Consider the following 23,528-nt stretch of genomic DNA (forward strand, 5'->3'; position numbering starts at 1 on the left):
GAACGCTGATGGGATTCATCTGCGTTTATCTGCTGTTTAAACAAATCTTCATCTATTACTCACGAATTTTGAAAGATCCATTTTTGGTCGCCGATCGCAATTTCGCAACCATCTGGCAGCCAAAAAGGCTCGTTAGCAGCCAGTCTCTGCCCACCCACAAAAGTGCCGTTGGAACTGCCGCTATCGACAAGCTGATATCGCTGTTTGCCAATTTCGTCAGTGGCCCGGCGGATTTGAGCATGGTAGCGCGAACTTTGCGGATCTTGTAATACTAAAGTGTTGGTTGGTTCGCGTCCAATTGTAAAAGGATTGGCTGTTAGGGCGATCGCTTCTCCAGAAAATTTGTAGATTAAAAATGCGGTTGTTTTGCGATCGCTGCTTGCGAGTACCGTTGGTGCAAGTTGGGGAGGATTTCTCCCAGGAGGGAGAGTGTTTTGAGCAAGTTGTTGTGTCAGTTGTTGTAAATCTCGATCGAACCCTGCTGCTGTGTCTGAAGCTGGAAGACTGGCAGGAGAATTACCTGAAATTAAGTTTAACTGCTGTACGGGAGATTGAGGAACAATCGGACGGCCTGCTTCGGCAATTCTCATTTGCAGGGCGGCGGCATTTTCTGCTTCCTGTCGGGCACTCATTCCCTCAACTTGGCGAATAACTCCGTTGGTTTCGGGAAAGCTGACATCGCCAATTCGCACGTCTTCTAAGTTAAAACCCAGAGTATAAAAATCTTGGACGCGATCGAGCAAATTTTGCCGCAGCAACAGTCGTCCTTGACTGATAAGCTGTTGTAAAGGTATTTGCCCGATCGCTAATCCCATACAATCCTTAACTGCACTTGCTAAAGCACCTATAGGATCGGACAATTCCAAAGCTACCCGTTTCGGATCTATAACTTGATAAATAACGGTCAGAGTGGCATCAATTAAAAATCGATCCTTAGACAAAAAATCTCCGTGCGACTGCACCTCCAAATTGCGGAGTTTGGTGTCTACGAGGACAATTTGAGACTGTTCCAGCAGGGGAAGGGCAAAGCTGAAATGCCGCCCGGATTTCAGGGTACGCACGGCGCGGCCGTTTTTGACCAACACACCCGTGTAACCCGCCCCTATAAAGTCCATACTAAACCCGGCCCAGCGTTCTGGAGTTATCGTTTGAATCAGGGGAGAAGCGTTGTTCATGGGAGGGAGTTGAGGGAGGGAAGATTCTATTTTTAGGGTAACAAATTGCTGGGGACGAGCGAGCGGGCGGTGTGCCGGTTTCGCAACCTCTATTCTATACTTCTAGACTCCCCGCGATTCAGGCCGGACTGGATCTAGCTTGCATCTAGTTGATGGTGGGGGCGATCGAAATACTGTTCGTAGGGTGCGTCCGATCCTTCAAACCTGTTGAAATCGAAAGAATTAATGTCTGACGCATCCTACAATTTGGTTTAACGGTGACTAAAGGTCAGTAATTTCTTGGCTATACTTAAGGCATCATGCTAGTTAGTAAATCAGATGAACACGATCGCGATCGCCCTTTCTGATGAGCGCCTCCTGAAGTTACAAAAACTCGCCAACGACTGGAATGTATCGATAGAAGAATTAGTTTTAATAGGCATAGAAAACTTACTCGCACAGCCAGAAAGTCTTTCACCCTATACTGCTCAAGATATTCTCAACAAAAATGCTAAAATTCCCCCTGAGATAGTTGACAAGTTTTATGCACTAGCCTCGGATTGGGAGAAAGATGTGGCTGGACTTTCTTCTACTGCCCAAATGTCTCAGCATCCTGCCTATCAAAAAATTATTAGTATGGGAACACAAATCGTGCCGCTGTTGCTATCGGAACTGACAAAAAATCCCCTTTACTGGTTATCGGCTTTGAGTGCAATTACGGGTGAAAATCCCATTAAACCAGAACAAAGGGGAAGGGTAAAACAGATGGTCGCAGCTTGGAGGGATTGGGGGAGAAATCAAGGCTACGCGATTGAAGAGAATGTATAGAAAGCATAATTTGAATTTAAGTGTCCCAATTTGTCTCGCATTTTTTTACTCAAGGCTGATGATTTTGCGCTTACAGCAATTTTTGTAATGTACAATAATAACAAGAAGTAAATCAGTTCCTAAATATAGAGTATGAATCTTGAGCAATCACAAAAGAGAATTAACTACTTGATGTCTCTTTTCGTAACCCAAATAAAAGGTTGTACGGCAATGGGCCAAACAGACCTTAACAAGGTGGCTGAAAATATATTGATACCTCTCATTGCGGAGTTTTACGGCTATAGAAATCTGGAAAACTTAAATTTTACCAAAGGGAGTAACTACCCCAGTGTTGATTTGGGTGATGAAACTGCAAGAGTGGCTTTTCAAATTACAGCTACGCCTGACCTTAAAAAAGTTAAAGAGACATTAACCAAGTTTGTTGAACACAAACTTTACGAAAAATACGATCGGATAATAATTTATATAATAACAGAAAGACAACCAAATTACTCGGATAAAAAAATTAACCCAATAATTCAGGGTAAGTTTAGTTTTGATGTCAAAAAAGATATTTTGGATTATCGGGATCTCCTTGGAGAGGTTGCTAAATTCCAAATTGAGAAAACCCGTGAAGTTGAAAAAATTTTAGAGACCAACTTTGGTGAAGAAAGAAAAGAACCTGACTGGGAAGTAGTTGATAAAGTTGAGCAAATTATCAACGAATCCACTGAGTTGTTTGTAGGAGGTTCAGAAAATTTCCAAAAACTGGACAATTTTTTAGCTGATAACTCCAGTGGTGTAATGCTCGTGACGGCTGGTGCTGGTTTTGGTAAAACATCACTTTTGGCTAACTGGGTCGATCGGGAACGGCAAGGTGACAGATGTTTTATTGCCTATCATTTCTTCAGCCAACAATATGATAAAACCCGCTATGTTAAGAGTGCTTATTGGAATTTGTTACGACAAATTTATAGATATTACGAACTCTACTATGAGCAACTGCCAAACGAACGAGAGGAGTTAAGGAAAAGGCTATACAACATATTAAAAGAGCGTGGCGCCAGGCAAGATAAGCCCTTAGTCATTGTTATAGATGCCTTAGATGAAATCGACGTAGCCGAAATGCCCTTCTCGCTACCCTTTCTCACTCCTCTGCCTCAGAATGTATTTGTTATTGTTTCAGCGAGAGCAGAATCCGAGGAAGAGCCAAAATATCTAGAAAACTGGACAGAAAAATCGCAAAAGTTGCACCTTAAGTATTTGCCAAGAGAAGCTATCGCAGACTGGTTAAAACAAACTGGTGAAGGTGAGTTAGCAGTATTTGCCGAAGATATAAATTTCGTTACCCAATTAGATGAAATTACTCAAGGCTTTCCACTTTACCTGAGTTATCTAATTGATGAGTTGAGTCACGCTGCAAAACAGAAACAAGATATACGACAACTATTGGCACAAACGCCCAAGGGATTTGAGAACTATGTCAAGCAGCAGTTAAAGCGCTTAGATGAACTAAATTTGCCCGATGAAATGTGGCAGTTTTTTGCACTGTTGACGGTAGCGAAAGGCGCACTTGAAAAACAAGATGTTAAGGCAATTACGGGAATGGGCGATCGCCCTTTACGCCAGTTGCATCAGTGTTGGCAAGTAACGCGCTGGATGAGGATTTCTGAAGACAACCTTTACGCTTTTGCTCACCCACTATTGGCAACAACATTTGCCGCTCAGTTAGGTGACAATGCTGAAGATGCTTTACAGAATTTGATGAACTACTGTAGCCAATGGCAGGAACATCATAGTAGTTATGCCTTGAGATACTATGCAGAACATTTAAGCGAGGCGAAGCAGTGGGAGGCGTTGTATGCGATCGCACGTAACGAAGACTTTTACTCGCACTCTATTAAACAGTTTCCCGATGAGCCTGACTTGCCTTTGAAGACGGTGCAGACTGCCTTGTTAGCCGCCGCCGAGGAAGACAAAGCAGGAGAAATCGCAGAATTTATGCTGTTACACGCACGGCGACTGTTGCAGACAACAGCGCAAGATTCACCCCTAGATGCTTTGCGGAAAGGCTCTTTAGAACGAGCTTGGAGACTGACAGATTTATATGAAATTGAGCGGCGTATATTGTGGTATTTATTGCTGGCGTGGGAGTTGAAAGATACAGACAAATTTGAGGACGCAGAGGAAACACTGAAGCGATTGCAGCAGCAGGAATTACCTCGTTTATCAACCCATCCGGCTATAGAGTGGCACAGCGAATATGCTACTTACCTACTCGCCCAGGTTTTTGAAGTGAGTGAGAATATCTGTACTTCTTTAGAGCAAAAGCTTTTTGATAATAGCTACCGCTGTACTTTGTGCGCGCATCTTAGGAATTCTGGTAACTTTACTGCTGCCCTGAAAACTGTGGAGAGTATTAGACCGGAGTCAAAGCAAGTATTAGAGCTAATAAATATAGCAAAAGCGCAGGCGCAGAAAGGAGATATAGAATATTCGGCTACCTTTACCAACGCTCTTGAGATCGTAAACACACTTGTTTCCACCTCAGACTGGGAAACATTGATAAAGGAGATAGCAAAAGCCCAAATAGAAGTTGCCGACAGGGCATCAGCACAAGCCACTTTGACTGAAGCTCTTGAAACAGTAGATAATAAGATAGACAACCCATTGCATCTATCAAGAGCCAATGGTATTGCGAATGAAGAGAAACAAACTGATTTTTTACAAAAAATTGTAATAGAACAAGCTGAAGCAAGAGAGTTGGCGGATGCCCGTGAAACGGCTAAAAAAATTGACTATTTAGACAGACCAGATGCCTTAATGAGAATAGCAGAGGCATACGCAAAAGCAGGGGATTTTACTACCGCTTTAGAGATAGCTACAGAAATAGATATTCAATTCATGCGAGCGGAAACTCTAGGAGTAATAGCAGAGGTACAGGCACAAGCTGGACAAACTGAAGCAGCACGAGCTACTTTTGCTAATGTCCTTAAAATTGAAAAACCCCTTGAAGCTTCAATCTCCTTTATCAGGTTATTAGCCCTAGCAAGGGTAGCAGAAGTACAGGTAAAAAATGGTCAAAAAGAAGTAGGAGTGACTACCGCTAGTATTGCCTGCGAAATCGCACAAAGTATGGATACTCCGATGGAAACAGCAAATGTATTAGCAGGAATATTAGTACCAATACTCATTGAAGCAGAAAAAATACAAGAAGCAAAAATTATCTGCGATCGCGCTTATGAAATTGCACAACAGATTAGTGACAACCAAGAATACCGAGGCTGGAAAACTTTTGGATTCGTAGCAGAAGCACAGGCAATGTTAGGAGAGTTTGACGTTGCTCTTAGAACTTTGGAAACAATCAGTATCCCATCCTTTCACGTTAATGCGCTCAGAAGTATAGCACAGTTACAGATAGAGCCAGAGCCACAGCAAATAGAGAAATACAAGATAGTTCTGAATAAAGCTGATGAAAAGTATAAAAATGCAGATTCTATCTCTCTGATTTTGGCAAACAAGGTTCACCTTTTGACTATTATAGCAGTGGCACGATCGACTATAGGAGAAACCGAAGCAGCCTTAGCCACGTTTGCCGACCTTCTTGAAGCTGCAAAAACAAAAGAACAACGGGAACGTGATAAAGATTTCTCTATAATAGCCATAGGATATGCAGAAGTAGGCGAATTTTCCACTGCTATTAAAATTAGCACAGATATTGAAGATGCAGAGCAGAAAATAAGCACATTTTTGGCAATTGCCTGCGAGCAGTTCCAAAAAGGACAACAAGTTACAACTCTTGATATTGCCCTTGCAGCTAAAGAAAAAATTGAGGATGAAGAAAAACGCTTGGAAGCGCTCAAGAGCATTGCTCAAATACAAGCAATTGGAGGAAAAGGTGAGGACGCTCTAAGAACATTAGAGGCGATGCTTAACGAGCGTAACACGCACTTACGTGATATTGCCTTATTGTTTGCTGAAACTGGTGATAGAGTAAATTTTAAACGCTTGTTAATTCCCTGTGCATACTACTTAGATACTGCCTATCAAATGTGTGAATATTTAGCGCGGCTGTATCCAGAGCAAGCATCAGCAGTGGCAAAAGTTTTGAGCGAATTGAATGAAGGGGAGCAATAGTGTGCGATCGCCCCTCAACAAACCAATCTAACTGAAGAGCGATCGCCCCTAACCCAAAATACAAATACCTAATCTTCATCCCCTGTCGAATTAATCGGGCCAAAATCATCAGGAACCTCATCAAAAGATTGAATCTGCAATACCCGCATCATCACTTTCCACTGACGGGGTGTTGGTTTCGCTTCGGTTTCACCCGAAACCCAACGCTGATAAGTACGCAGCGGAATCCCGCAATGCACCGCAAATTCAGCCTGAGATAGCTTTGTTCGCTCAATCCTCAAAGCCTCGATCGGTGATGCACTCTCTTGGGGTCTTGTGTCTTTTTTCATTAAAATATTGGCGCGTCATATTGACGTATAGCCACAAACAAGTTTATCATCTCAGGTACGCTTTGATGCAGTGATTGCAGCACTGCACCAAAACGATTTCCCCAATGTTGTCAACTCAACACTCGGAGTAATAACAATAATGCCAAAAAACCCAGCTTGGTTGCGTTATGACCCAGACGAGAATATTTCTCGTCACGCAGCCACCGATGATGAATACTGCTACGAAATGGAAACTAAATATGGATGGACACTCAAGAGGATAGAAAAACTTAAGGGTGACACCTTGAAAGCCGATTGCGTGTTCGATGGTAAAACAGAATTTCCTAAGCCATTTCACGAACAGGATGATGACGATGCGTAAATACATTGTTTTTAGAGCCGAAGGGCGGCAACCGGGATGGGAAGATCGAATGCTATCTCACACTCATTCTCTGACTCGCATCCTTGCTGAATACTTCGATTCCTCCGATCGCCCGATCCCGCAACCAGGATACAGGCCAACCGAGTTTGTCAGGGTTGAAGCAGAACACGAACCCAATTTCCACGGTTGGAGTACCCATTACAAAACAGGTGATTGGGAAGTTGCTAGAGTCGAAACCTACACCCCCGATATCCCCAACCTTCCTGAAGGTGGTTCGAGCGAATTCGGCATGGTGGTTATCTGCTATTGTCGCTACAATCCCATCGATGCAGCGCTCAAACCAATGCCCGATCGTCAGGTTTCGATCGATGGATTCGGTGGCGACACAGAAGCCTACGAACGTTGGCTAGAATCTCAAAAAGACCCGCAAGCTGCTGAGGTATAGCGAGGTAAATTTAACGGCGATCGCTATTCGATAGACTTGCGAAAATCAAGCTTAGGGCGATCGCCCTTTTGATTTACCGCACCAAAAAAGCCGCACACTCAACATGAGAAGTCTGAGGAAAGAAATCCGCCGGCTGCACTCGCGCTAACTTATAATCCCCATTTTCGCACAAAATCTTCAGGTCGCGAGCCAAAGTAGCAGGCTTGCAGCTAACATAAACAATGCGATTTGGTTTGATTTCCTTGATAGCTTCCAAAACCGCGCGATCGCACCCTTTCCTCGGCGGGTCTAGCAGCACAATATCCGGTGTCAATCCCAAGGAAGGCAGCAAACTCTCTACTGTTCCGGCCTGAAACTCGACATTTCTCACGTCATTTAACTCAGCATTTAATTGGGCTTGTTCGATCGCCGCCGGTTGCACTTCTAAACCTATAGCTATTTTTACTTGTTTTGCCAGGGGTAAAGTAAAAGTCCCTATTCCGCAGAAAGCGTCAACCAAAATCTCGTTTCCCTGCAAATTCAATTCCCCTACCATCACCTCTAACAACGCTTCAGCCGCCTCTGTATTAACCTGGAAAAAAGTATCGGCTCTTAGCTGAAATTTCAAACCAGCAAAGCTTTCTCGCAGATAAGAACGACCAGCAATGCAGCGAGTTTCGGTACCAAAAATCACATTAGTTTGAGCGGGATTTATATTCAAACAAACCCCTGCCAGTTGAGGATATTGTTTCAGCCACTCTGATGCTTGCTCTTCGAGTCCCGGCAAGTCTCCAGTGCGAACTATTAAAGTTAGCAGCATCTCGCCGGTGCGCCGTCCGATCCGCAAGGACAAGTGACGCAATTCTCCTGTATGTTTCTTTTCGTCGTAGACTTGCCAATCCCGCCAGTGGATGTCTTCTTTGACTTCTTTTAACAAAGGATTGAGGCGCGGGTCTTGCACCGGACACTGATTGAGATTGACTAATTTGTGAGTGCTTTTTTGATAGTAACCTGCTTGGACTTGACCTGTTGCAGATATTGCCACCGGATAAGTCGCTTTGTTGCGGTATCCCAAAAATTGAGGAAATCCCTCGATTTTTCCCGTTAAAATTTCATCAACTTGCGGATTGCTAAATCCGCCAATCCGTTCTAAGGCTTGAATGATTTGATTTTGCTTGGCTGCAAGCTGATATTGATAATCTACGTGCTGCCACTGACAGCCACCGCACTTGTCGGCGACAATGCAGTTAGCTCGAATGCGGTGTTCGGAGGCTTCGAGAAGTGTGTCCAGCTTACCTGTAGCATAGGTGGATTTGACTTGCACGAGGCGCACAAGGACTCGATCGCCCGTCACGGTATCGGGCACAAACACTACTAACTCACCAAAACGACCAACTCCGTCGCCGGTGTCTGTCAAGTCGGTAATCTCTATCTCAATCAGTTGACCTTGCTGGCAAGGGTTTGCCAATTTCGTCGAGTTTGGGGTGGGGAATTTAGATTTGGTCACAAGTAGTCGTGGTAGGATTTAATATGGTAATGCAATATCGCTCTCTCTTTCCTGAGATAAGTCGTAGCGAAGCGGGGCGTAAGTCATCGCACTCAAGCTCAATTGCAGGCTGTCTTCCTGCTGCTGAAAGTCTTGGTGCTAAAGCCAAGCTTCAACCTGCAAGTCAAGCCTGCCGTGAGTTGCCCCGATCGAGCCTGTGCGATATGCTGTTGGGGCGAGCTAGCAAAAACTCGTTAAACAGTCAAAGTGTCTGCCGACATCAAAACTCTCAATCGCAGTTTTTGAGTTTTTCCCGCAGTACCCTGGAACACAGGGAAACGGGCTTGAACATCAAGCATAACGTTTGCGGAGATTTACCCGCTACTTCTAATGTTGATAAATGTTAGAAGCAAAGTAAATCGCCCAACCAAGAATCTCATCTTTAACGGATGAGAAGGTCAATTAATCTTACTCTCAAATATCCTCAATTTTTTTGAATAACAATGAGCGTAGTTAGCCAACTAATTCTCCAAGCCGACGACGAACTTCGCTATCCCAGTACGGGCGAACTTCAAAGCATCAAAGATTTTTTTAAAACCGGAGAACAGCGGGTGCGTATTGCTACTGCGCTGTCTGACAGTGAGAGAAAAATTGTTGAAGAAGCTAGTAAAAAACTCTGGAAAAAACGACCTGATTTTATCTCTCCTGGCGGCAATGCTTACGGCCAGCGCGAACGGGCTTTGTGTCTGCGCGACTACGGCTGGTACTTGCGCCTGATTACCTACGGTATCTTGGCGGGTGACAAAGAGCCGATCGAAAGCATCGGTTTGATTGGCGTTCGGGAAATGTATAATTCTCTCGGCGTTCCTGTTCCTGGCATGGTCGAAGCTATCCGCTGTTTGAAGGAAGCTTCTTTGGCTTTGCTCAATCAGGAGGATGCTAAGGAAGCAGCTCCTTATTTTGATTATATCGCTCAAGCAATGTCTTAATTGCTTTGGTGATTGCTTTCATGAATGTGGCGGAGCATTCGCGGGTGATTTTTGGGGTGATTTTATCTCGCAATTGCTCGCAAATGTTTCGCTTCTGTTTTTGGAAAGGAAATCTGCCTCATTTCTGCTAGGAAGCAATGCAGTTTAAGCTTTCCCAGATGTTGAGTTCGTCTTGTCTTTCAATGCACATTTGATTTAAAAAGTCAAGTGTTTTTGGGAGAGATTGTTTTTTGAATTTCCGGCTGTCGTACTGAATGGATGTTTTGAGCTGCGAGAGTTCTCCAAGGGTGGGGCAGGTTTGGATTTGACATCCACCCCGACCTGAAGGTACGGGGATTCCCAATCATTGCTAATTGGGTTTCTGCTTCATAGCACCAGCCTTCCGAGACTTGCTCTCTTCAGGTCTTACGGTCGCTCCACAGACTGAAACGGCTAGCCCAGCCGCCAAAATATTTTTTGCCGCATTGATATCGCGGTCGTGATTAGTCCCACACGTAGAACACTCCCATTCGCGAATGTTCAGCGACAACTTCTCAACAATGTGACCGCAGTTTCCACAGCGCTTAGAACTAGGAAACCAGCGGTCTATTTTTATTAAATCCCGCCTGTACCACTCACACTTGTAGCTTAGTTGGCGAATTAATTCACCCCAACTAGCATCGCTGATGGCAAGAGCTAATTTATGGTTTTTCACCATATTCTTGATAGCTAAATCCTCAACTACAATCGTTTGGTTTTCACGAACGAGTCGAGTCGTTAGCTTGTGCAAGAAATCTTTACGCACATCAGTTATCTGCGCGTGGATTTTTGCTACTCGTTTCCGTGCTTTTTCTCGGTTGTTGCTTCCTTTTTGCTTGCGAGCCAAAGCTTTTTGCTTTCTTTTTAACTTCTTCCGTAGTTGTTTGAAAGGTTTGGGATTGGTGATTTTATCGCCGTCGCTGGTAGCAATCAGGCTGGTAATCCCCACATCCAATCCAATAGCTTTATCTGACTTTGGAAGTGGCTTGATTGTGTAGTCGTCCACGAGGATTGACACGAACCAGAGTCCAGCAGGTGTTAACTTCACCGTAATAGTTGACGGAGTACAACCTGCGGGAATTTGTTTGCTCCAACGAATAGGTAACGGCTCGTTACATTTAGCCAAGAATACCTGTCCGTTTTTCCAACGGAAGGCAGACTTGGTAAATTCAGTGCTACCACCGTTATGCTTCTTCTTGAAATTAGGATACTTGGCTCGTCCTGCAAAGAAATTGGTGAACGCTGCCTGAAGATGGCGGAGTCCTTGCTGAAGAGGTACGCAGCTAACATCATTCAAGAAATCAAGTTCTTCATCTTTCTTCCAGTTCGTCAGCATAGAGGAAGTTTCGCCGTAGCCAACTCTTTCCTGGCGTTCGTACCAAGATTTTGTGCGGTAAGCCAAAGCCTTGTTGTACACTAGCCGAGTACAGCCCATTGTCCGTCGCAAGAGGTTTTCTTGCTCGGTGGTGGGGTAGAATCGGTAGCGGTAGGCTTTTTCCATCTTCACACTCTAGCACGTCTTTTGTGATAGAGTTGGTTTTATGTCGTATATTGTTGTTTATCTGCGGTGATTGATTACCGATCGCCCTTTTGTTTAGCAATTAAAGCTTTAGCTTGCTGCCACAGAGATTCTAACTCTTCTGGGGCATAATCTGATAAAGGTCGATCGCACGCAGCCTCCACCTTCGCAAACCGCTGCACAAACCGATCGTTTGTTCCTTGCAAAGCAGCCGATGGATCTAAATCGTACCAGCGAGCTAATTGAATCAACACAAACATAATATCTCCCAATTCCGACTGCTGCGCTGCCTTATCCTCGTGTTTGAGAGCGTGTTCAAATTCTGCCATTTCTTCGTGAAATTTCTCCCAAACGCCGTCTACACTGTCCCAATCAAAACTCACTTCCGCAGCTTTTTGAGAGATTTTCATCCCGGCGGTTATCGGCGGCAAAGTGCTGGCATAACGGCTCATTTTCGAGGCTAAAGTTGGCGGCTTTTCCGAAGTTGTGCCTTTTTCAGCAGCTTTGATTTTTTCCCAGTTTTCGTTGACTTCATCGACGCTGTTGAGTTCGACATCGCCGAAGACGTGGGGATGTCGCCGAATTAGTTTTTCTGTAATGCCCGCAGCGATTTCTGCGAAGGTAAACTGATTGGATTCGCTGGCAATTTGAGCTTGCAGAATTACCTGTAACAGTAAGTCGCCCAATTCTTCGACGATCGCATCTTTATCTCCTTTGCGAATCGCATCGGCCGTTTCATAAGCTTCTTCTATGATGTGAGGAACTAGAGTTTGGGGAGTTTGGGCTAAATCCCAAGGACATCCGCCGTCTGGCGATCGCAATTTAGCCACAACTTCTATAAGTTCTTTGAGTGCTGTGAGCGATCGACTTTCAGAATTAGACATAATAATTTACCTTTTATATCAACCGCCAAGACGGTTATAACGTTGTTAAGGGCTCCAACCATTGATTTTATTACTTCTTCCTTCTTCCTTCTTCCTTCTTCCTTCTTCCTTCTGCTATGGATTTGCTAGATGTGCGAGTGGGAGCTTTGATTTTGGGTCTCTTAATTGTCTTAGGAGGGCGCAACCCGCTCAATCCTTTCTTTTTGAATCTTTTGTAAGCCGAGCCGCCCCAATCGCTCAGATAGTGGCTCATAGCGCCCAATTCTAGACCGATGTAAACGGCTAAAATTTCGATGTGGTGTTCCCAGAGCGATCGCCCGTAACTCAAAACCACATCCTGCCAATTCCCGCCTAAGTTCCCGACTTTTTCGGCAATTGCCAATCCCAACATTCCGAAAACCGCGATCCAGATAGCGAGGTACAAGATTCGCAAAGCAGTGCCAATCAGAGGGCCGTGGGACAAAAAAGATCGGTGGCGCAGGCTTTTTTGGTACGGGAGCCAAATCGCTTTGAACCATCCCCAGCGCTGATACTGGCAGGAGTAGATATCCAAGTCGGGGCCAAACATCAGCCCGCCGAATAAGAAACTGCCGGAAACGAGCAAAGTCAGGTTGCTGCTCTGAGTCTGGCCAAAGGTGAGGGCTGCCACCAAGGGCAAACTCCACATGGTTATTTGATCGTGGGTGCGGCCAGAGGGCATTTAAAGTTTAGGATTTTTTTTACTTGATCTTTCTGAGTTACTGTGATATGATAAATCCCGGTGAGTGCAATTGGGTGATTAGCTCAGTGGTAGAGCGCCTGCTTTACACGCAGGATGCCGTAGGTTCAAATCCTACATTACCCATCAGATAACTCAATATCAACAGTTTCAGCCGTTTTTAGCCGTCAAGCCGAGAACGGCTTTAACTGTGGCTGTTGACGGCTGACTTTTGAATTGGGTGACGACTAAATTTAACATTCTGTGGCGGATGTCTCAAAAGTTGGCACCCAATGCTAGAAAATTAATTTATTGATTTTCTTTTTTAGAACCTTGGATATGAAGCCTAAAATAACCAGCCCGATCGCGTGGCAGCAAGCTGAACTGCTCATGCAGCCAGCAATGATCCGAGTGCTCGACAACATCCGCAAACAATTAGAGGAGTCTGTCTGGACTGGCACTTATCAAGAAGTGCAGATTCCAATTCCTGGCTATCAACTAATTTTAGAGCTTCAAGGCGAGCAAAGATGCGTCGATATTTGGGAACTTTGCTATCGAGTCTGCTTTGTCAACTACCAGCCCGCCCACACTCAACTGCAAAGCCAGGAAGTCGTAATTGACACTAGCTTGATTGACGATGACACTGGCGATGTAGATTGGAATCGTCTTGATGACAAAGCCAGTCAATTAATACAAGAACTATTCGCCAATTTGGGCAAATAGTCAGTTGTCAGTTGACAGGAAAGCAGTAGTTAACAGTCAACAGTCATCAGTCATCAGTCAACACTCAACAGTCAACAAAATTTTATGCTGATTCAAGAATTGCACGACATTCAAGCAGCGGCTGGTGGTACTTTTGCAGAGTTAACAACCAAAGAAATTGTGCCAGTGAGTTTTGGTAACGACGCAGAAGCGATCGCGGCAACTAAACAAGGTGTGGCTTTGTACGATCGCACTCACTGGGGACGCATTCAAATCTCAGATAGCGATCGACTGCGGTTCTTGCACAATCAAAGTACCAATAACTTTAATATACTCAAACCCGGTCAAGGTTGCGATACCGTTTTTGTTACATCCACCGCCCGGACGATCGACCTCGCCACCGCTTACGCGACAGAAGATGCCGTACTGCTGTTAGTTTCAGCCAACCGCCGCCGCCAACTGCTGGAATTGCTCGATCGCTATATTTTCCCAATGGATCGCGTCGAGTTAACAGATTTAACCGATACAACTGTTGCTTTCAGTTTCCTCGGCCCAGAAAGCACTCACCTATTAGAAAAAATCGGAGTTACCGAACTAGAAAATCAACCTTACGCTACTCACAAATTGATAAACTTTGCAGGTAGGGAAGTCCGAGTTGCGGTTGGTAGCGGTTTAGCAACTTCCGGATACACGTTAATTGCGCCAGCAAGCGAGGCAGCCAACTTGTGGAAGGAATTAGTCCAAGCTGGGGCCGTACCGATGGGCGATCGAGTTTGGGAACAACTGCGAATCGAACAAGGACGCCCCGCACCCGATTTTGAACTCACAGACGATTACAACCCCTTAGAAGCCCGTCTTTTACACACGATTACCTATGACAAAGGCTGCTACATCGGTCAAGAAACAATTGCCCGCTTGAACACCTACAAAGGAGTCAAACAGCAACTTTGGGGCGTGCAGTTGAGCGGTGCGGTTGAACCCGGAACAGCCGTCACTATTGGAGAGGAAAAAGTCGGCAAACTCACCAGTTTTACGGAAACTGAATCGGGCTTTTTTGGTCTTGCTTACATCCGCACAAAAGCGGGCGGCGAAGGACTGAAAGTGCAAGTCGGATCGGTGTCAGGGGAAGTAGTAAATGTACCTTTCTTGAGTTCCTAGTTGCGATCGATCGCCTGTTGGCGCCGCAGCGCCCAAAACTTTTTTGTTGAGGTTGATTTAGGTGAACGTTAACGCAATAAATTGACACGAAGTCCTATCTTTAGATAGATTTGCAAACCCACAACAGCAATTATTGTATATTACAGTCGTCATAGAAAAAACAGAGTTTTTCAATGAAAAAGTTTACATCGCGCTTAGTTACAATTTGCCTGCGAGTAGGAATAATCTTTGCTGTAGGAATAGCGCTGATTTTTAGCTCCGAATTGGAATTGTCGGGCAACAAAATGCAAGCGATCGCTACATCTTTAACCCCTGAAGCTAAGTCTTACGAAGTTGCCCGTCCCGCTCAGCAGCCAACAAGCGATACAGAGAAGGATGCCACGGGTGTACTTGACAATATCCGAGAAAAGCTGAATCTCGACCAACCCATTGCCCCCAGTACCAAAAAATTTATAGAATCGGTAAAAGATAACGTGGGCGAAGCAGTTACGCCGGGACAGGAAGCAGTAGAAAAAGCGGCAGAGCGAGGTAGGAGCGATCGAGCCAACTAATTCAATCGCATTCAGTTTTCAAATATCATATTCTTAGTCCGCCTGCGCGGACTTTATTTGTTTAGTAGCGATTTCCCGATCCGAATCAAGGAATGGATAATGAACCCGGATTCGATTGTTCACATCGGCACTTCAGGCTGGAGTTACGACCATTGGGAAGGTGTGCTTTATCCCCAGCAGCTACCGCTTCGCTCTAGGCTCGATTGCTATATCCAGCACTATCAAACCGTAGAAGTTAATAGCACCTACTACCGCTGGCCACCAAACACTACCTTTGCTAACTGGCGAGAGCGCCTCCCCCAAGGATTTCTCATGACCGTAAAAGCGCCCCGCGGTCTAACGCACTCCAAGCGTCTTTACTCACCAGAAAAGTGGTTGGAACGGATGAGCGAGGGACTTCAATTCCTGGGCTCACGACTGGGTATTCTGCTCGTCCAGCTTCCTCCCCAGTTCGGCTGCGATTTGGCCCGCCTAGCCTACTTTCTAGAACAGGTGCCTTCCTGGATCAAAGTAGCTGTGGAATTTCGACACCCAAGCTGGCACACAGAAGAGGTATTTTCGCTGCTAGAACGCTCTGGAGCGGCTTATTGCGTGATGAGCGGCGCCCACCTTCCCTGTATCCTGCGCGCAACGGGTTCATTCGTCTATGTGCGCCTCCACGGTCCCGACCCCAACAATCTCTACGGCGGCTCCTACTCGGATGATGATTTACATTGGTGGGCCGATCGCATCCACGAGTGGGAAAGCCAGGGGCGAAGCGTGTTCGTCTACTTCAACAACGACGGAGAGGGAAATGCAGTGAGGAACGCTTCAAAGTTAAAAACTTTTGTGGAGAACGGTACTTCCTGACAAGCGAAGATTGAGAGCGTCCCCATTATTTTGGGCGCATTCAACAACGCTCCGCAGTTCCCTGAAGCTGAATTAGGAATCGGAGGTCGCGTTCGTCTAGGTTGTTTTTTGACGATCGCACTCACCCCGAACCCGCACCTCCAACTCAACATCACCCAGCACAAGCCGATCGCCTGCTGCTCAACATTACTGAGCACTCTTGCTTCCATTTCAAACAAACCCCGTAGGGTGCGCTTGACATTGAGAAACACGAAATACTCCGTCAGTTTCTCGATGCGATAATTAAACACTTTGTAGCGGTGTTTGAAGTACAGTTCCCCATTCCCTCGGTGTTCCCACAATCCCAGCAAGTTGATGGCCACCTCTGAGCAATGGACTCTCACATCCCGCTGCACTGTGGCTATCCGTTCCTCAATTAGTCGAGCCGTAATTCCAATTTTATAGAAGCTGTTGCCGTCAGCTTTTACCTCAAGAAACTAGAGAAAGTTCACTCTTGATGCGCCTCAATAGTGCGCGGTAAATATTCAAGTCAGCCCGCCGTTCGTCAAAACAAGATAACTCTTCCACGCGGGCAACATCTACGGAGCGATCTAACTTAACTAACAGGGAATTGAAAGCCCCTGCTTGCGATCGCTCGGTCAGGAATCAGGGAGTATTTGGATTCTAGATATCAATGCCCGTCGATTGTATGTGTTTTCGGAGCCAGGGGCAGAGTGTTATGCTAGCCCGGTTGTGTTGGCCGAGTCGGATTTAATCGCACCTTTGGCATTTCCAGATTGTCAGGTGTCTGTGGAGGATTTGCTCAGGAGGAGTGCAGAGCCCAGTTGTGAGTGAGGAAACTTTAAAAATTTATGGACAGACTGAAACGGCCTTGCAATGCTGTATCAGCCAGCCGCTACAGACAGGACTTTTCAAGGCAAGCGTTGTTTTTTGGACGCTTGCTACACAAACGCCAAACTCTAACTTAACTGGTTGTAACGAAGTATACACTTGATTGTGATTATAAGTCCCTCTAAAGAATTATTTGTATATTCTCCTGAAGACAGATGATAGCAGCGACCAACGCCAATAATATACAAGGTGTACAGAGCTATTAGGTAATCTAAGGGCATAATTTAAAAGCAGTCTAGCGCCTGATAGGAAAGACATTCGACTTATCCACTTGTCCAAGCTAAACAAAGTGGCAGTATGTGGCGTAGTCTTGTGCCTTACTTCAGGTTAATGACCAATTGAGCTTTGATTCTTAATTAATTAAGTTTACCTGATTTCTTCTTTCTCTGTTCTACCTGTCAGACCCTAATTACCCTGTTGTTATAAGTACCTATAAAGAATTGTTTGTAGATTCTCCTGAAAAAGGAGGAGAGCAGCGACCAAGGGAAATAACATCAAAGTCTACAGAGTTATGGGGGAATCTAAAGCCAGAATAAAAAGCACTCTTTTTGGGCCTTATAAGACATACATTCGGCTTACGCACTTGCCAAAGTTGAACAAAGTTGCAGTAGGTGGCGTAGTCTTGTGCCTTACTTCAGGTTAATGACCAATTGAGCTTTGATTCTTAATTAGGTTTACCTGATTTTTTCTTTCTCTGCTCTATCTGTCACACCCTAACTACCATCTGGTAATACGCTTCTTTGTAGATGGCACAAAGGTTACCCGACATTTTCGCAGTTTAAGACATTTGTGTTGCTTGTAGGTCATTGGGTATACCCAGACTGACAAATTTTCCTTTTACCCGATCACACTTATTTAAGAAGTATCATGGTTAACTTACTCAGACCGCCCAGTGTTTCTTCAAGCTCTCGCTTCAGTACTGTAACTGGTTTGTGGAGGCAACAGTCTCTTTACGACAGGAGGGCGCTGAAGACTGGTATCGTCCATTTCGGGCCAGGTCGTTTTTTTAGGGGTCACCTTGCCTACATAATACATAACTATCTTGCACAGAAGGGTTTCCAAGAGCAGAGATGGGGGATTTGTGGGGTTAGCCTCAAGAGTCAACAGACCATTACTAGGTTGAAACCACAGAGATTCCTTTACACTTTGACCAAACACTCTAGTTGCGCTCAAAATCCTGAGGAAGCGGAAGTTATAGGTTCTATCAGGGAAATAGTTAATGGTAGAGAGAAGTGCGAGTATGTGCTTGAAAAGATGGCGTCTCCCTCTGTCCATCTGGTGACTCTTACTATTACTCAAGGAGGGTACCATCTAGACAAGAATTTTAATCTCGACACAACGCATGAAGACATCGCACACGATCTGCGAAATCCTTCCACTCCAACAACTGCAATTGGCTTTATAGTAGAGGCGCTACGCCGACGACGCGATCGCTCAATGACTCCGTTCACCACCCTTTCTTGCGACAACCTCCCAAGAAACGGGGAGATCCTGCGAAAAGCAGTGCTAGCTTACGCTGAAGAGATCGATCCTCAGCTTGCAGAATACATCAGGGATAACGCCACGTTCCCTAATTCGGTTGTAGACAGGATTGTGCCTCAAGAGCAAGAATCCGACTATAACTACCCCAGCAGACTCTTGCAAGTTCGCGATCGCGCACCGATTGTAACGGAACCATTTTGGCAGTTTGTCGTGGAAGACAACTTCACAGGCGATCGACCCAAGTGGGAAGATACGGGGGTGATTATGACTAGCGACATCACTCCCTTCCTCTATATGAAGTCGAGATTCTTGAATGCAGTACACTCTTTCATAGCCTGTTTAGCTGTAAGAGCAGGTATAGAGTATATGCACGAGGCGATCGCGGTACCGGAATTCCAGTTGTTTACTCGGCTTCTGATGGACGATATCGCAGCAGCAACACCAGTGCCTCGCGAGATGTGCGAACAATATATGGAGCAGGTATTACTAAGGCTCAGTAACGAGGCTCTTCCCGATACTACTGAGAGAATCTCTTCAGAAACCTGTAGGAAAGTAGGCAAGTATATATTTCCGATACTTCAGGATGCTTATAGCCGAAAGGTCAGCATGAAGCGGATTATACTTCCCGTTGCGGCGTGGCTGCTTGCAGTCCGAGAAGAGGCGTGCGAGTCTGGTCAACCCTATCAGGCCAAGGATACCCAAAGCGCAATTACAGCGATTCAAGAAGGCGCAGTGATTAGCGGGATTCTGGGATTGGAGAATTGCGAACAGACAGAGGTCGTAGATAATGAATGCCAACAAGCTTTGCGAGATCTCCAGACCCACGGACTATTAACTACGCTTAAAAATTACAGTGAGGGAGGTCTTTTAAATGAAAGCGCTTCAGCATGATTTGGTGGTGCTTTTCGATCATGACGGAACTGTCGTTGACAGTGAAACCATAGCACTTAAGAGCGCCTGGAGACTGACAAATGAAGTGGCCCGTGAGTTCCCTGGCGCTCAACACTATGAACTTGAGGACTTTGTTAAAAGCTTCGCCGGGAAACCCTACAGGGAAATACTCAAAAAGATCTACCCAGACTCCTTAACCAGTCTCAATGAGCGCGATATTGACAGGCTAGTGGCCGAAGAAGAAAAGAGAGCGATTGAACGGCTTACTGTAGAGGCAAAAGCGACGGTCGGAACGCCGCAAGTGCTGTCTTCCCTGCGCGACGACGGATTTGAATATGCACTTGTAAGTAACAGCAGCTTGCAGCGGCTGAGTGCTTGCCTTACTGCTGCTGCCCTGACCGACTTTTTCCCAAGCGAGCAGGTATTTAGTGCTCACGACTCTCTCCCTGTTCCGCGTCCCAAACCGCTTCCTGACATCTACCTACACGCAGTGAAGTGTCTGGACGCAGAAGTTTCGGGTTGCGTGGCAATTGAAGATTCTGTCAGTGGGGTAAGGGCTGCGGTTGCCGCTGGAATTGGGCAGATTATCGGTTATGTAGGGGGAACTCATATAAGCGAAGATGAACGAAGCAGCCGTGCAGATGGTCTTGTGTCGGCTGGTGCCCACCAAGTTATCGAGCGGATGGACGATTTAATCGGTCTATTATCAGCAACCCCAGTGTAAGGACACGGGGCATCAGGCGTAGGCTTGAGGCCCTTAGTTAGGATGGTGAAAAACGGCGTTGCTGAATATCAAGAATTCTCCGCCATCGAACGCTTCACCTTATGAATCCAGCCTTCGCGAAGCTGAATGCCACGCTTCTATTTCGTAGAAATGAAGCGTGGTAGTTCACAGAGCATTTTAGGCTGACAGGTCATCCGGGTCTGCGAGTCGCAATGCCTAGTTTAACTCCTTTAACCTGTCGCACCCGATCCATAACGGCTACAGCCAAGCCAAAATCAACCTTTTCGTCAGAGTTAATCACGGCAATCAGGCCTTGACGAGTAGCAGCTAAGGCGCTCAGTTGTGCGGGCAAAGCCTCTACCGTTGTGGGCTGACGATCGAGACTGACTTGTCCTTTTGAATCAATCGTGATGGTGACTCGGTTCGTTACCTGTGTCGGCTGGCTCGAAGTCGCTTTGGGCAAATCCACAGGCAGTCCTTCAGGGTTGGTTAAGAACAAGCTAGAGAGAATGAAAAATGTGAGCAGCGAGAACACCACATCAATCAGCGGCACAATATTAATTTGTGGAGGAATTTCAGGGTCTTTGGGTAAGTTCATATTCTTTTTGTGCAATTCGATAATGACGACGATAGAGCAGTTCTAGCTGCCCTGCATATTCTTCAATTCGGCCAACTTCGCGCTGATATAAGCCCCGGTAAATGCTGGAAAATGTCAGAGTGATAATGCCCACGAGTAATCCGGCAGAAGTGGCAATCAAGTCTTCGCTAATGCCTGCGGTCAAACCCGATTTATTTGTCGCTCCAAGGTTGCCAATATTAATCGAGGCAAATGTGGTCATTAGCCCAAATACTGTGCCTTGAAGACCGAGCAATGGTGCTAGCGCAACGATCGTGTCAAAAATATGATTGAACCGCTTCAGTAGCGGAATTTCGATTTTTCCCTCGGTTTCTAGCGCTAGAATAAATTCTTCAGGTGTCGCGTCTTCAAGCTGCAACGTGCTGAGGAAAATGCGGGCGATCGGTAAGTCAACATTCTGCTTGAGCTTATCGATCACACTTACCATGTTATTGAGTTGATAGAACCGCAAAACATCATGAGCAACTTGCTTTTGTCGTCTGTAAATTTTGATCCAGAATATGGCGCGTTCGCTCGCCAGCGTTACCGATAGAATTGAACAAAGCAGCAGCGGCCACATGACAAGACCGCCTGCCAAAAATTGTTCACGTATTGCTGAAAAATTCATCCACTTCTCCTAATTGACCGCTGGCAGCGCCAGCAATTTTGCTCCACAGCACTGATGATAATCTATCTCAATAAAAAATCCAATACCAAAGGCAGATGAATTTGAGTCTTCCAAGGCCATACGAGGAAATTGGCATCATCTTGAATCAACGCCAGCCGATCTTGACGGAGTGGCAAGCAGGTTGAAAGCAAGGCTGCGTCAAGGTTTTGAGTTGAGTGACCAAGCGAAGTTCCTTTCGCTTGGTCACTCAAGAAAAGAGAGTGGCGATCGTAGAGAATCAGGTTCAAGGATCTCTCGGACGATCGTATGAGTCAATAAGCCTGTCAATAATTCGCTATCTTTTTTGAGGTTCAGGGGCTTCAATGCTTTTACCATCAAGGTTCCAGAGGCATTGTCACCCCGTTAACAGCCGATCGCCAAACCAATACCTCGGGCGACAACTTCATCGGAGATCGGTCATGCGCTCGACTTGCCATGCAGATCCGCCAAAATTGACTGCACCTTTTTCATCCATTCTGCAATACTGATAATAAGCCGTCATCACAAGGTCATAAATTAAGATGAACAGCAATACCAGCACAGGCTCAACAATCAAGCTGAATCAAGCATCCCTGTCTCTTTTACCTGGAAACGTGCGCGTACCCAAGTACGATCGCCATCAAATTACTAATGGAATTGTGCATATTGGGGTTGGTGGATTTCATCGATCGCACCAAGCGCTCTATCTTGATGATTATTTCCATCAGAATCCTGGTAGTGATTGGGGAATTTGTGGTGTTGGATTGCTGGACAATGACTATGACAAGCGTATGCGGGATGCGCTGCTGTCTCAAGATTGTTTGTATACCTTAGTTGAGCGATCGCTACAAGGAGATCGGGCTCGAATCATTGGCTCAATCACTCGATACCTGTTTGCACCAGACAATCGTCAAGCAGTTATTGAAGCATTAGCAGAGCCCAAATGCCGAATTGTTACTCTAACGATCACTGAAAGTGGCTACTACTACATTGAAGGAAGTGGCAATTTCGATGTAAACCACCCGACGATGCAGCACGATTTGCAACATCCTGACCAACCAATTGGGACATACGGTTTTTTGACAGCCGCACTCGAAAAGCGGCGTAAACAGGGGTTGGCACCGTTTACAGTCTTGTCCTGCGACAATATCCAGGGCAACGGCAACATGGTGCGGAAAATGCTAACAACATTTGCCGAAATGCGCGATCCAGAGTTAGGACGTTGGATTGCTGAACACGTTGCGTTTCCCAACTGCATGGTCGATCGCATTACTCCGCTGACAACCCCAGCAGATATCCAAATGGTGGGCCAACAGTTTGGTATTGATGATGCGTTTCCATGCGTCGCGGAGCCTTTCACCCAGTGGGTAATCGAAGATACCTTTTGTGCAGGCAGACCCGATTGGGAATCCGTTGGCGTACAGATGACTAAGAATGTTCATCCCTATGAAATGATGAAAATTCGGCTGCTCAATGCCAGCCATATGCTGATTGGCTATCTCGGCTCTGTTGCCGGTTATACCTACGTTTATGAAGTCATGGCCGATCCCTTGTTTCAGCAAGCAGTGGCTAACCTGATGGATGAGGTGACACCAACACTCCAACCCGTTCCTGGGATTGATTTAGACGATTATAAAAAAACTTTAATTGAACGGTTTTCCAATCCCAAAATTCGCGATCAGCTTCCGCGCCTGTGCCTGAATGGATCGGCAAAAATTCCTAAGTTTGTTTTGGGATCGCTCCGCGATAAATTACAACTTGAAGGTGCGATCGATTACCTAAGTTTGACGATTGCTGCTTGGTGTCGATACATCAATAGTCATGATGAACAAGGGCAACCTATTCCCATTGATGACCCATTAGCAGACATCCTGACTCAACGCGCCAGTTTGAGTCAATTAGATCCCAGACCATTACTGGGCCTATCTGAAATTTTTGGAGATTTAGTAGAGTCACCACGTTTCGTTGAGGCTGTTGGTGACCAGTTGCGTAGTTTGCATGAGTTCGGTGCTAAAGGAACGCTAGCCCGATTGTCATAGGCACCATCCGCATCCGTGAGGAAACTTATTTGGCGTTGCAGAATTTGAGGAGGATTCTTGTGGGGATTAGGGTTAGGCGTCCCGCCTGCTGTGAAAATACACGCCTTCGGGGTACGAGAGTCCATGCCACAAAACCATCAAAATCATCCCGCAATTATGCAACACCACTTATTT

The 23,528-nt window shown here is 45.7% G+C and carries 22 protein-coding genes and 1 tRNA gene; 14 read left to right on the forward strand and 9 right to left on the reverse strand.

From position 1 onward, the window contains the following. Positions 1–59: 59 nt before the first annotated feature. Positions 60–1,175 (reverse strand): SPFH domain-containing protein, encoded by a 1,116-nt coding sequence (locus QUA62_RS17475; protein ID WP_333405674.1) that lies wholly within the window; start codon positions 1,173–1,175, stop codon positions 60–62. 318 nt (positions 1,176–1,493) lie between these two features. Between QUA62_RS17475 and QUA62_RS17480 the strand changes: the two genes are divergently transcribed. Both QUA62_RS17480 and QUA62_RS17485 read left to right on the forward strand, forming a co-directional pair. Continuing rightward, positions 1,494–1,982, forward strand: a complete 489-nt coding sequence (locus QUA62_RS17480) for a hypothetical protein (protein WP_333405675.1) — start codon at positions 1,494–1,496, stop codon at positions 1,980–1,982. 132 nt (positions 1,983–2,114) lie between these two features. Then, complete coding sequence (locus QUA62_RS17485; RefSeq protein ID WP_333405676.1) at positions 2,115–6,098, forward strand: SMEK domain-containing protein; 3,984 nt, start codon at positions 2,115–2,117, stop codon at positions 6,096–6,098. Between the two features lie 68 nt (positions 6,099–6,166). Here the strand turns inward: QUA62_RS17485 and QUA62_RS17490 are convergent, their stop codons facing one another. After that, a complete protein-coding gene (locus QUA62_RS17490) occupies positions 6,167–6,427 on the reverse strand; it encodes a helix-turn-helix domain-containing protein (RefSeq protein ID WP_332952974.1) in 261 nt (86 codons plus the stop codon). A 139-nt stretch (positions 6,428–6,566) separates the two neighbouring features. Here QUA62_RS17490 and QUA62_RS17495 point away from each other — a divergent pair, with 139 nt between their 5' ends. Together QUA62_RS17495 and QUA62_RS17500 are read left to right on the forward strand one after the other, a co-directional pair. Beyond that, on the forward strand, positions 6,567–6,788 hold the full coding sequence (locus tag QUA62_RS17495) for a hypothetical protein (RefSeq protein ID WP_333405677.1): 222 nt from the start codon (positions 6,567–6,569) through the stop codon (positions 6,786–6,788). Continuing rightward, on the forward strand, positions 6,781–7,233 hold the full coding sequence (locus QUA62_RS17500) for a hypothetical protein (protein WP_333405678.1): 453 nt from the start codon (positions 6,781–6,783) through the stop codon (positions 7,231–7,233). Before QUA62_RS17495 ends, QUA62_RS17500 begins: the two co-directional genes overlap by 8 nt. Before the next feature lie 73 nt (positions 7,234–7,306). Here QUA62_RS17500 and rlmD read toward each other — a convergent pair whose 3' ends face one another. After that, positions 7,307–8,719: a 23S rRNA (uracil(1939)-C(5))-methyltransferase RlmD gene (gene rlmD / locus QUA62_RS17505; protein ID WP_333405679.1), complete on the reverse strand. Its 1,413-nt coding sequence runs from the start codon at positions 8,717–8,719 to the stop codon at positions 7,307–7,309. Between the two features lie 23 nt (positions 8,720–8,742). Here rlmD and QUA62_RS17510 point away from each other — a divergent pair, with 23 nt between their 5' ends. Both QUA62_RS17510 and QUA62_RS17515 read left to right on the forward strand, forming a co-directional pair. Further along, a complete protein-coding gene (locus tag QUA62_RS17510; protein ID WP_333405680.1) occupies positions 8,743–9,105 on the forward strand; it encodes a hypothetical protein in 363 nt (120 codons plus the stop codon). Between the two features lie 96 nt (positions 9,106–9,201). Continuing rightward, positions 9,202–9,687, forward strand: coding sequence for an allophycocyanin subunit alpha-B (locus QUA62_RS17515; protein WP_190655955.1), 486 nt, complete (start codon positions 9,202–9,204; stop codon positions 9,685–9,687). Between the two features lie 349 nt (positions 9,688–10,036). Here the strand turns inward: QUA62_RS17515 and QUA62_RS17520 are convergent, their stop codons facing one another. From QUA62_RS17520 to QUA62_RS17530, 3 genes are all read right to left on the reverse strand, one after another. Further along, on the reverse strand, positions 10,037–11,206 hold the full coding sequence (locus tag QUA62_RS17520) for an RNA-guided endonuclease TnpB family protein (RefSeq protein WP_333405681.1): 1,170 nt from the start codon (positions 11,204–11,206) through the stop codon (positions 10,037–10,039). Between the two features lie 74 nt (positions 11,207–11,280). Beyond that, positions 11,281–12,108 (reverse strand): nucleoside triphosphate pyrophosphohydrolase, encoded by an 828-nt coding sequence (mazG, locus tag QUA62_RS17525; RefSeq protein ID WP_333075597.1) that lies wholly within the window; start codon positions 12,106–12,108, stop codon positions 11,281–11,283. 70 nt (positions 12,109–12,178) lie between these two features. Continuing rightward, positions 12,179–12,808: a metal-binding protein gene (locus QUA62_RS17530; protein WP_333405682.1), complete on the reverse strand. Its 630-nt coding sequence runs from the start codon at positions 12,806–12,808 to the stop codon at positions 12,179–12,181. A 72-nt stretch (positions 12,809–12,880) separates the two neighbouring features. Between QUA62_RS17530 and QUA62_RS17535 the strand changes: the two genes are divergently transcribed. The 5 genes from QUA62_RS17535 to QUA62_RS17555 all read left to right on the forward strand — a co-directional run bounded on the left by QUA62_RS17535 (position 12,881) and on the right by QUA62_RS17555 (position 16,065). Continuing rightward, positions 12,881–12,952: transfer RNA gene (locus QUA62_RS17535), tRNA-Val, on the forward strand. Between the two features lie 192 nt (positions 12,953–13,144). Further along, positions 13,145–13,528 carry a hypothetical protein gene (locus tag QUA62_RS17540; RefSeq protein ID WP_333405683.1) on the forward strand — a complete coding sequence of 128 codons (384 nt, stop codon included), beginning with the start codon at positions 13,145–13,147 and terminating at the stop codon, positions 13,526–13,528. Between the two features lie 87 nt (positions 13,529–13,615). Continuing rightward, positions 13,616–14,665: a CAF17-like 4Fe-4S cluster assembly/insertion protein YgfZ gene (gene ygfZ, locus QUA62_RS17545; protein ID WP_333405716.1), complete on the forward strand. Its 1,050-nt coding sequence runs from the start codon at positions 13,616–13,618 to the stop codon at positions 14,663–14,665. 173 nt (positions 14,666–14,838) lie between these two features. Beyond that, complete coding sequence (locus QUA62_RS17550; protein ID WP_333405684.1) at positions 14,839–15,216, forward strand: hypothetical protein; 378 nt, start codon at positions 14,839–14,841, stop codon at positions 15,214–15,216. Positions 15,217–15,315: 99 nt separating this feature from the next. Further along, complete coding sequence (locus QUA62_RS17555; RefSeq protein ID WP_333405685.1) at positions 15,316–16,065, forward strand: DUF72 domain-containing protein; 750 nt, start codon at positions 15,316–15,318, stop codon at positions 16,063–16,065. Here QUA62_RS17555 and QUA62_RS17560 read toward each other — a convergent pair. Continuing rightward, entirely contained in the window at positions 15,984–16,448 is a 465-nt protein-coding gene (locus QUA62_RS17560; RefSeq protein WP_333405686.1) for a hypothetical protein, read from the reverse strand. The two genes, QUA62_RS17555 and QUA62_RS17560, sit on opposite strands and share 82 nt — an antisense overlap. A gap of 1,375 nt (positions 16,449–17,823) precedes the next feature. Here QUA62_RS17560 and QUA62_RS17565 point away from each other — a divergent pair. Together QUA62_RS17565 and QUA62_RS17570 are read left to right on the forward strand one after the other, a co-directional pair. Continuing rightward, positions 17,824–19,329, forward strand: a complete 1,506-nt coding sequence (locus QUA62_RS17565) for a mannitol dehydrogenase family protein (RefSeq protein ID WP_333405687.1) — start codon at positions 17,824–17,826, stop codon at positions 19,327–19,329. Continuing rightward, positions 19,310–20,053, forward strand: a complete 744-nt coding sequence (locus QUA62_RS17570) for an HAD family phosphatase (RefSeq protein ID WP_333213636.1) — start codon at positions 19,310–19,312, stop codon at positions 20,051–20,053. The genes QUA62_RS17565 and QUA62_RS17570 overlap by 20 nt, the downstream gene beginning before the upstream one ends. Positions 20,054–20,243: 190 nt before the next feature. On the opposite strand, the gene QUA62_RS17575 is transcribed toward QUA62_RS17570, so the two are convergent. Both QUA62_RS17575 and QUA62_RS17580 read right to left on the reverse strand, forming a co-directional pair. Continuing rightward, a complete protein-coding gene (locus QUA62_RS17575) occupies positions 20,244–20,651 on the reverse strand; it encodes a biopolymer transporter ExbD (protein WP_333405688.1) in 408 nt (135 codons plus the stop codon). Continuing rightward, positions 20,629–21,297 (reverse strand): MotA/TolQ/ExbB proton channel family protein, encoded by a 669-nt coding sequence (locus tag QUA62_RS17580; protein WP_333062789.1) that lies wholly within the window; start codon positions 21,295–21,297, stop codon positions 20,629–20,631. Before QUA62_RS17580 ends, QUA62_RS17575 begins: the two co-directional genes overlap by 23 nt. Positions 21,298–21,857: 560 nt before the next feature. On the opposite strand from QUA62_RS17580, the gene QUA62_RS17585 reads away from it, so the two are divergent. Continuing rightward, positions 21,858–23,354, forward strand: coding sequence for a mannitol dehydrogenase family protein (locus QUA62_RS17585; RefSeq protein WP_333405689.1), 1,497 nt, complete (start codon positions 21,858–21,860; stop codon positions 23,352–23,354). The last annotated feature ends 174 nt before the right edge of the window (positions 23,355–23,528 follow it).

This window comes from Microcoleus sp. MON1_C1, assembly GCF_036701945.1.
Taxonomy (GTDB): Bacteria; Cyanobacteriota; Cyanobacteriia; order Cyanobacteriales; family Microcoleaceae; genus Microcoleus.

Excerpts from the sequence above, each read along its gene's own strand:
- QUA62_RS17475 (WP_333405674.1), bottom strand. The coding sequence starts at position 1,175 with ATGAACAACGCTTCTCCCCTGATTCAAACGATAACTCCAGAACGCTGG.
- QUA62_RS17480 (WP_333405675.1), top strand. The coding sequence starts at position 1,494 with ATGAACACGATCGCGATCGCCCTTTCTGATGAGCGCCTCCTGAAGTTA.
- QUA62_RS17485 (WP_333405676.1), top strand. The coding sequence starts at position 2,115 with ATGAATCTTGAGCAATCACAAAAGAGAATTAACTACTTGATGTCTCTT.
- QUA62_RS17490 (WP_332952974.1), bottom strand. The coding sequence starts at position 6,427 with ATGAAAAAAGACACAAGACCCCAAGAGAGTGCATCACCGATCGAGGCT.
- QUA62_RS17495 (WP_333405677.1), top strand. The coding sequence starts at position 6,567 with ATGCCAAAAAACCCAGCTTGGTTGCGTTATGACCCAGACGAGAATATT.
- QUA62_RS17500 (WP_333405678.1), top strand. The coding sequence starts at position 6,781 with ATGCGTAAATACATTGTTTTTAGAGCCGAAGGGCGGCAACCGGGATGG.
- QUA62_RS17510 (WP_333405680.1), top strand. The coding sequence starts at position 8,743 with ATGGTAATGCAATATCGCTCTCTCTTTCCTGAGATAAGTCGTAGCGAA.
- QUA62_RS17515 (WP_190655955.1), top strand. The coding sequence starts at position 9,202 with ATGAGCGTAGTTAGCCAACTAATTCTCCAAGCCGACGACGAACTTCGC.
- QUA62_RS17520 (WP_333405681.1), bottom strand. The coding sequence starts at position 11,206 with ATGGAAAAAGCCTACCGCTACCGATTCTACCCCACCACCGAGCAAGAA.
- mazG (WP_333075597.1), bottom strand. The coding sequence starts at position 12,108 with ATGTCTAATTCTGAAAGTCGATCGCTCACAGCACTCAAAGAACTTATA.
- QUA62_RS17530 (WP_333405682.1), bottom strand. The coding sequence starts at position 12,808 with ATGCCCTCTGGCCGCACCCACGATCAAATAACCATGTGGAGTTTGCCC.
- QUA62_RS17540 (WP_333405683.1), top strand. The coding sequence starts at position 13,145 with ATGAAGCCTAAAATAACCAGCCCGATCGCGTGGCAGCAAGCTGAACTG.
- QUA62_RS17550 (WP_333405684.1), top strand. The coding sequence starts at position 14,839 with ATGAAAAAGTTTACATCGCGCTTAGTTACAATTTGCCTGCGAGTAGGA.
- QUA62_RS17555 (WP_333405685.1), top strand. The coding sequence starts at position 15,316 with ATGAACCCGGATTCGATTGTTCACATCGGCACTTCAGGCTGGAGTTAC.
- QUA62_RS17565 (WP_333405687.1), top strand. The coding sequence starts at position 17,824 with ATGGTTAACTTACTCAGACCGCCCAGTGTTTCTTCAAGCTCTCGCTTC.
- QUA62_RS17570 (WP_333213636.1), top strand. The coding sequence starts at position 19,310 with ATGAAAGCGCTTCAGCATGATTTGGTGGTGCTTTTCGATCATGACGGA.
- QUA62_RS17575 (WP_333405688.1), bottom strand. The coding sequence starts at position 20,651 with ATGAACTTACCCAAAGACCCTGAAATTCCTCCACAAATTAATATTGTG.
- QUA62_RS17580 (WP_333062789.1), bottom strand. The coding sequence starts at position 21,297 with ATGAATTTTTCAGCAATACGTGAACAATTTTTGGCAGGCGGTCTTGTC.
- QUA62_RS17585 (WP_333405689.1), top strand. The coding sequence starts at position 21,858 with ATGAACAGCAATACCAGCACAGGCTCAACAATCAAGCTGAATCAAGCA.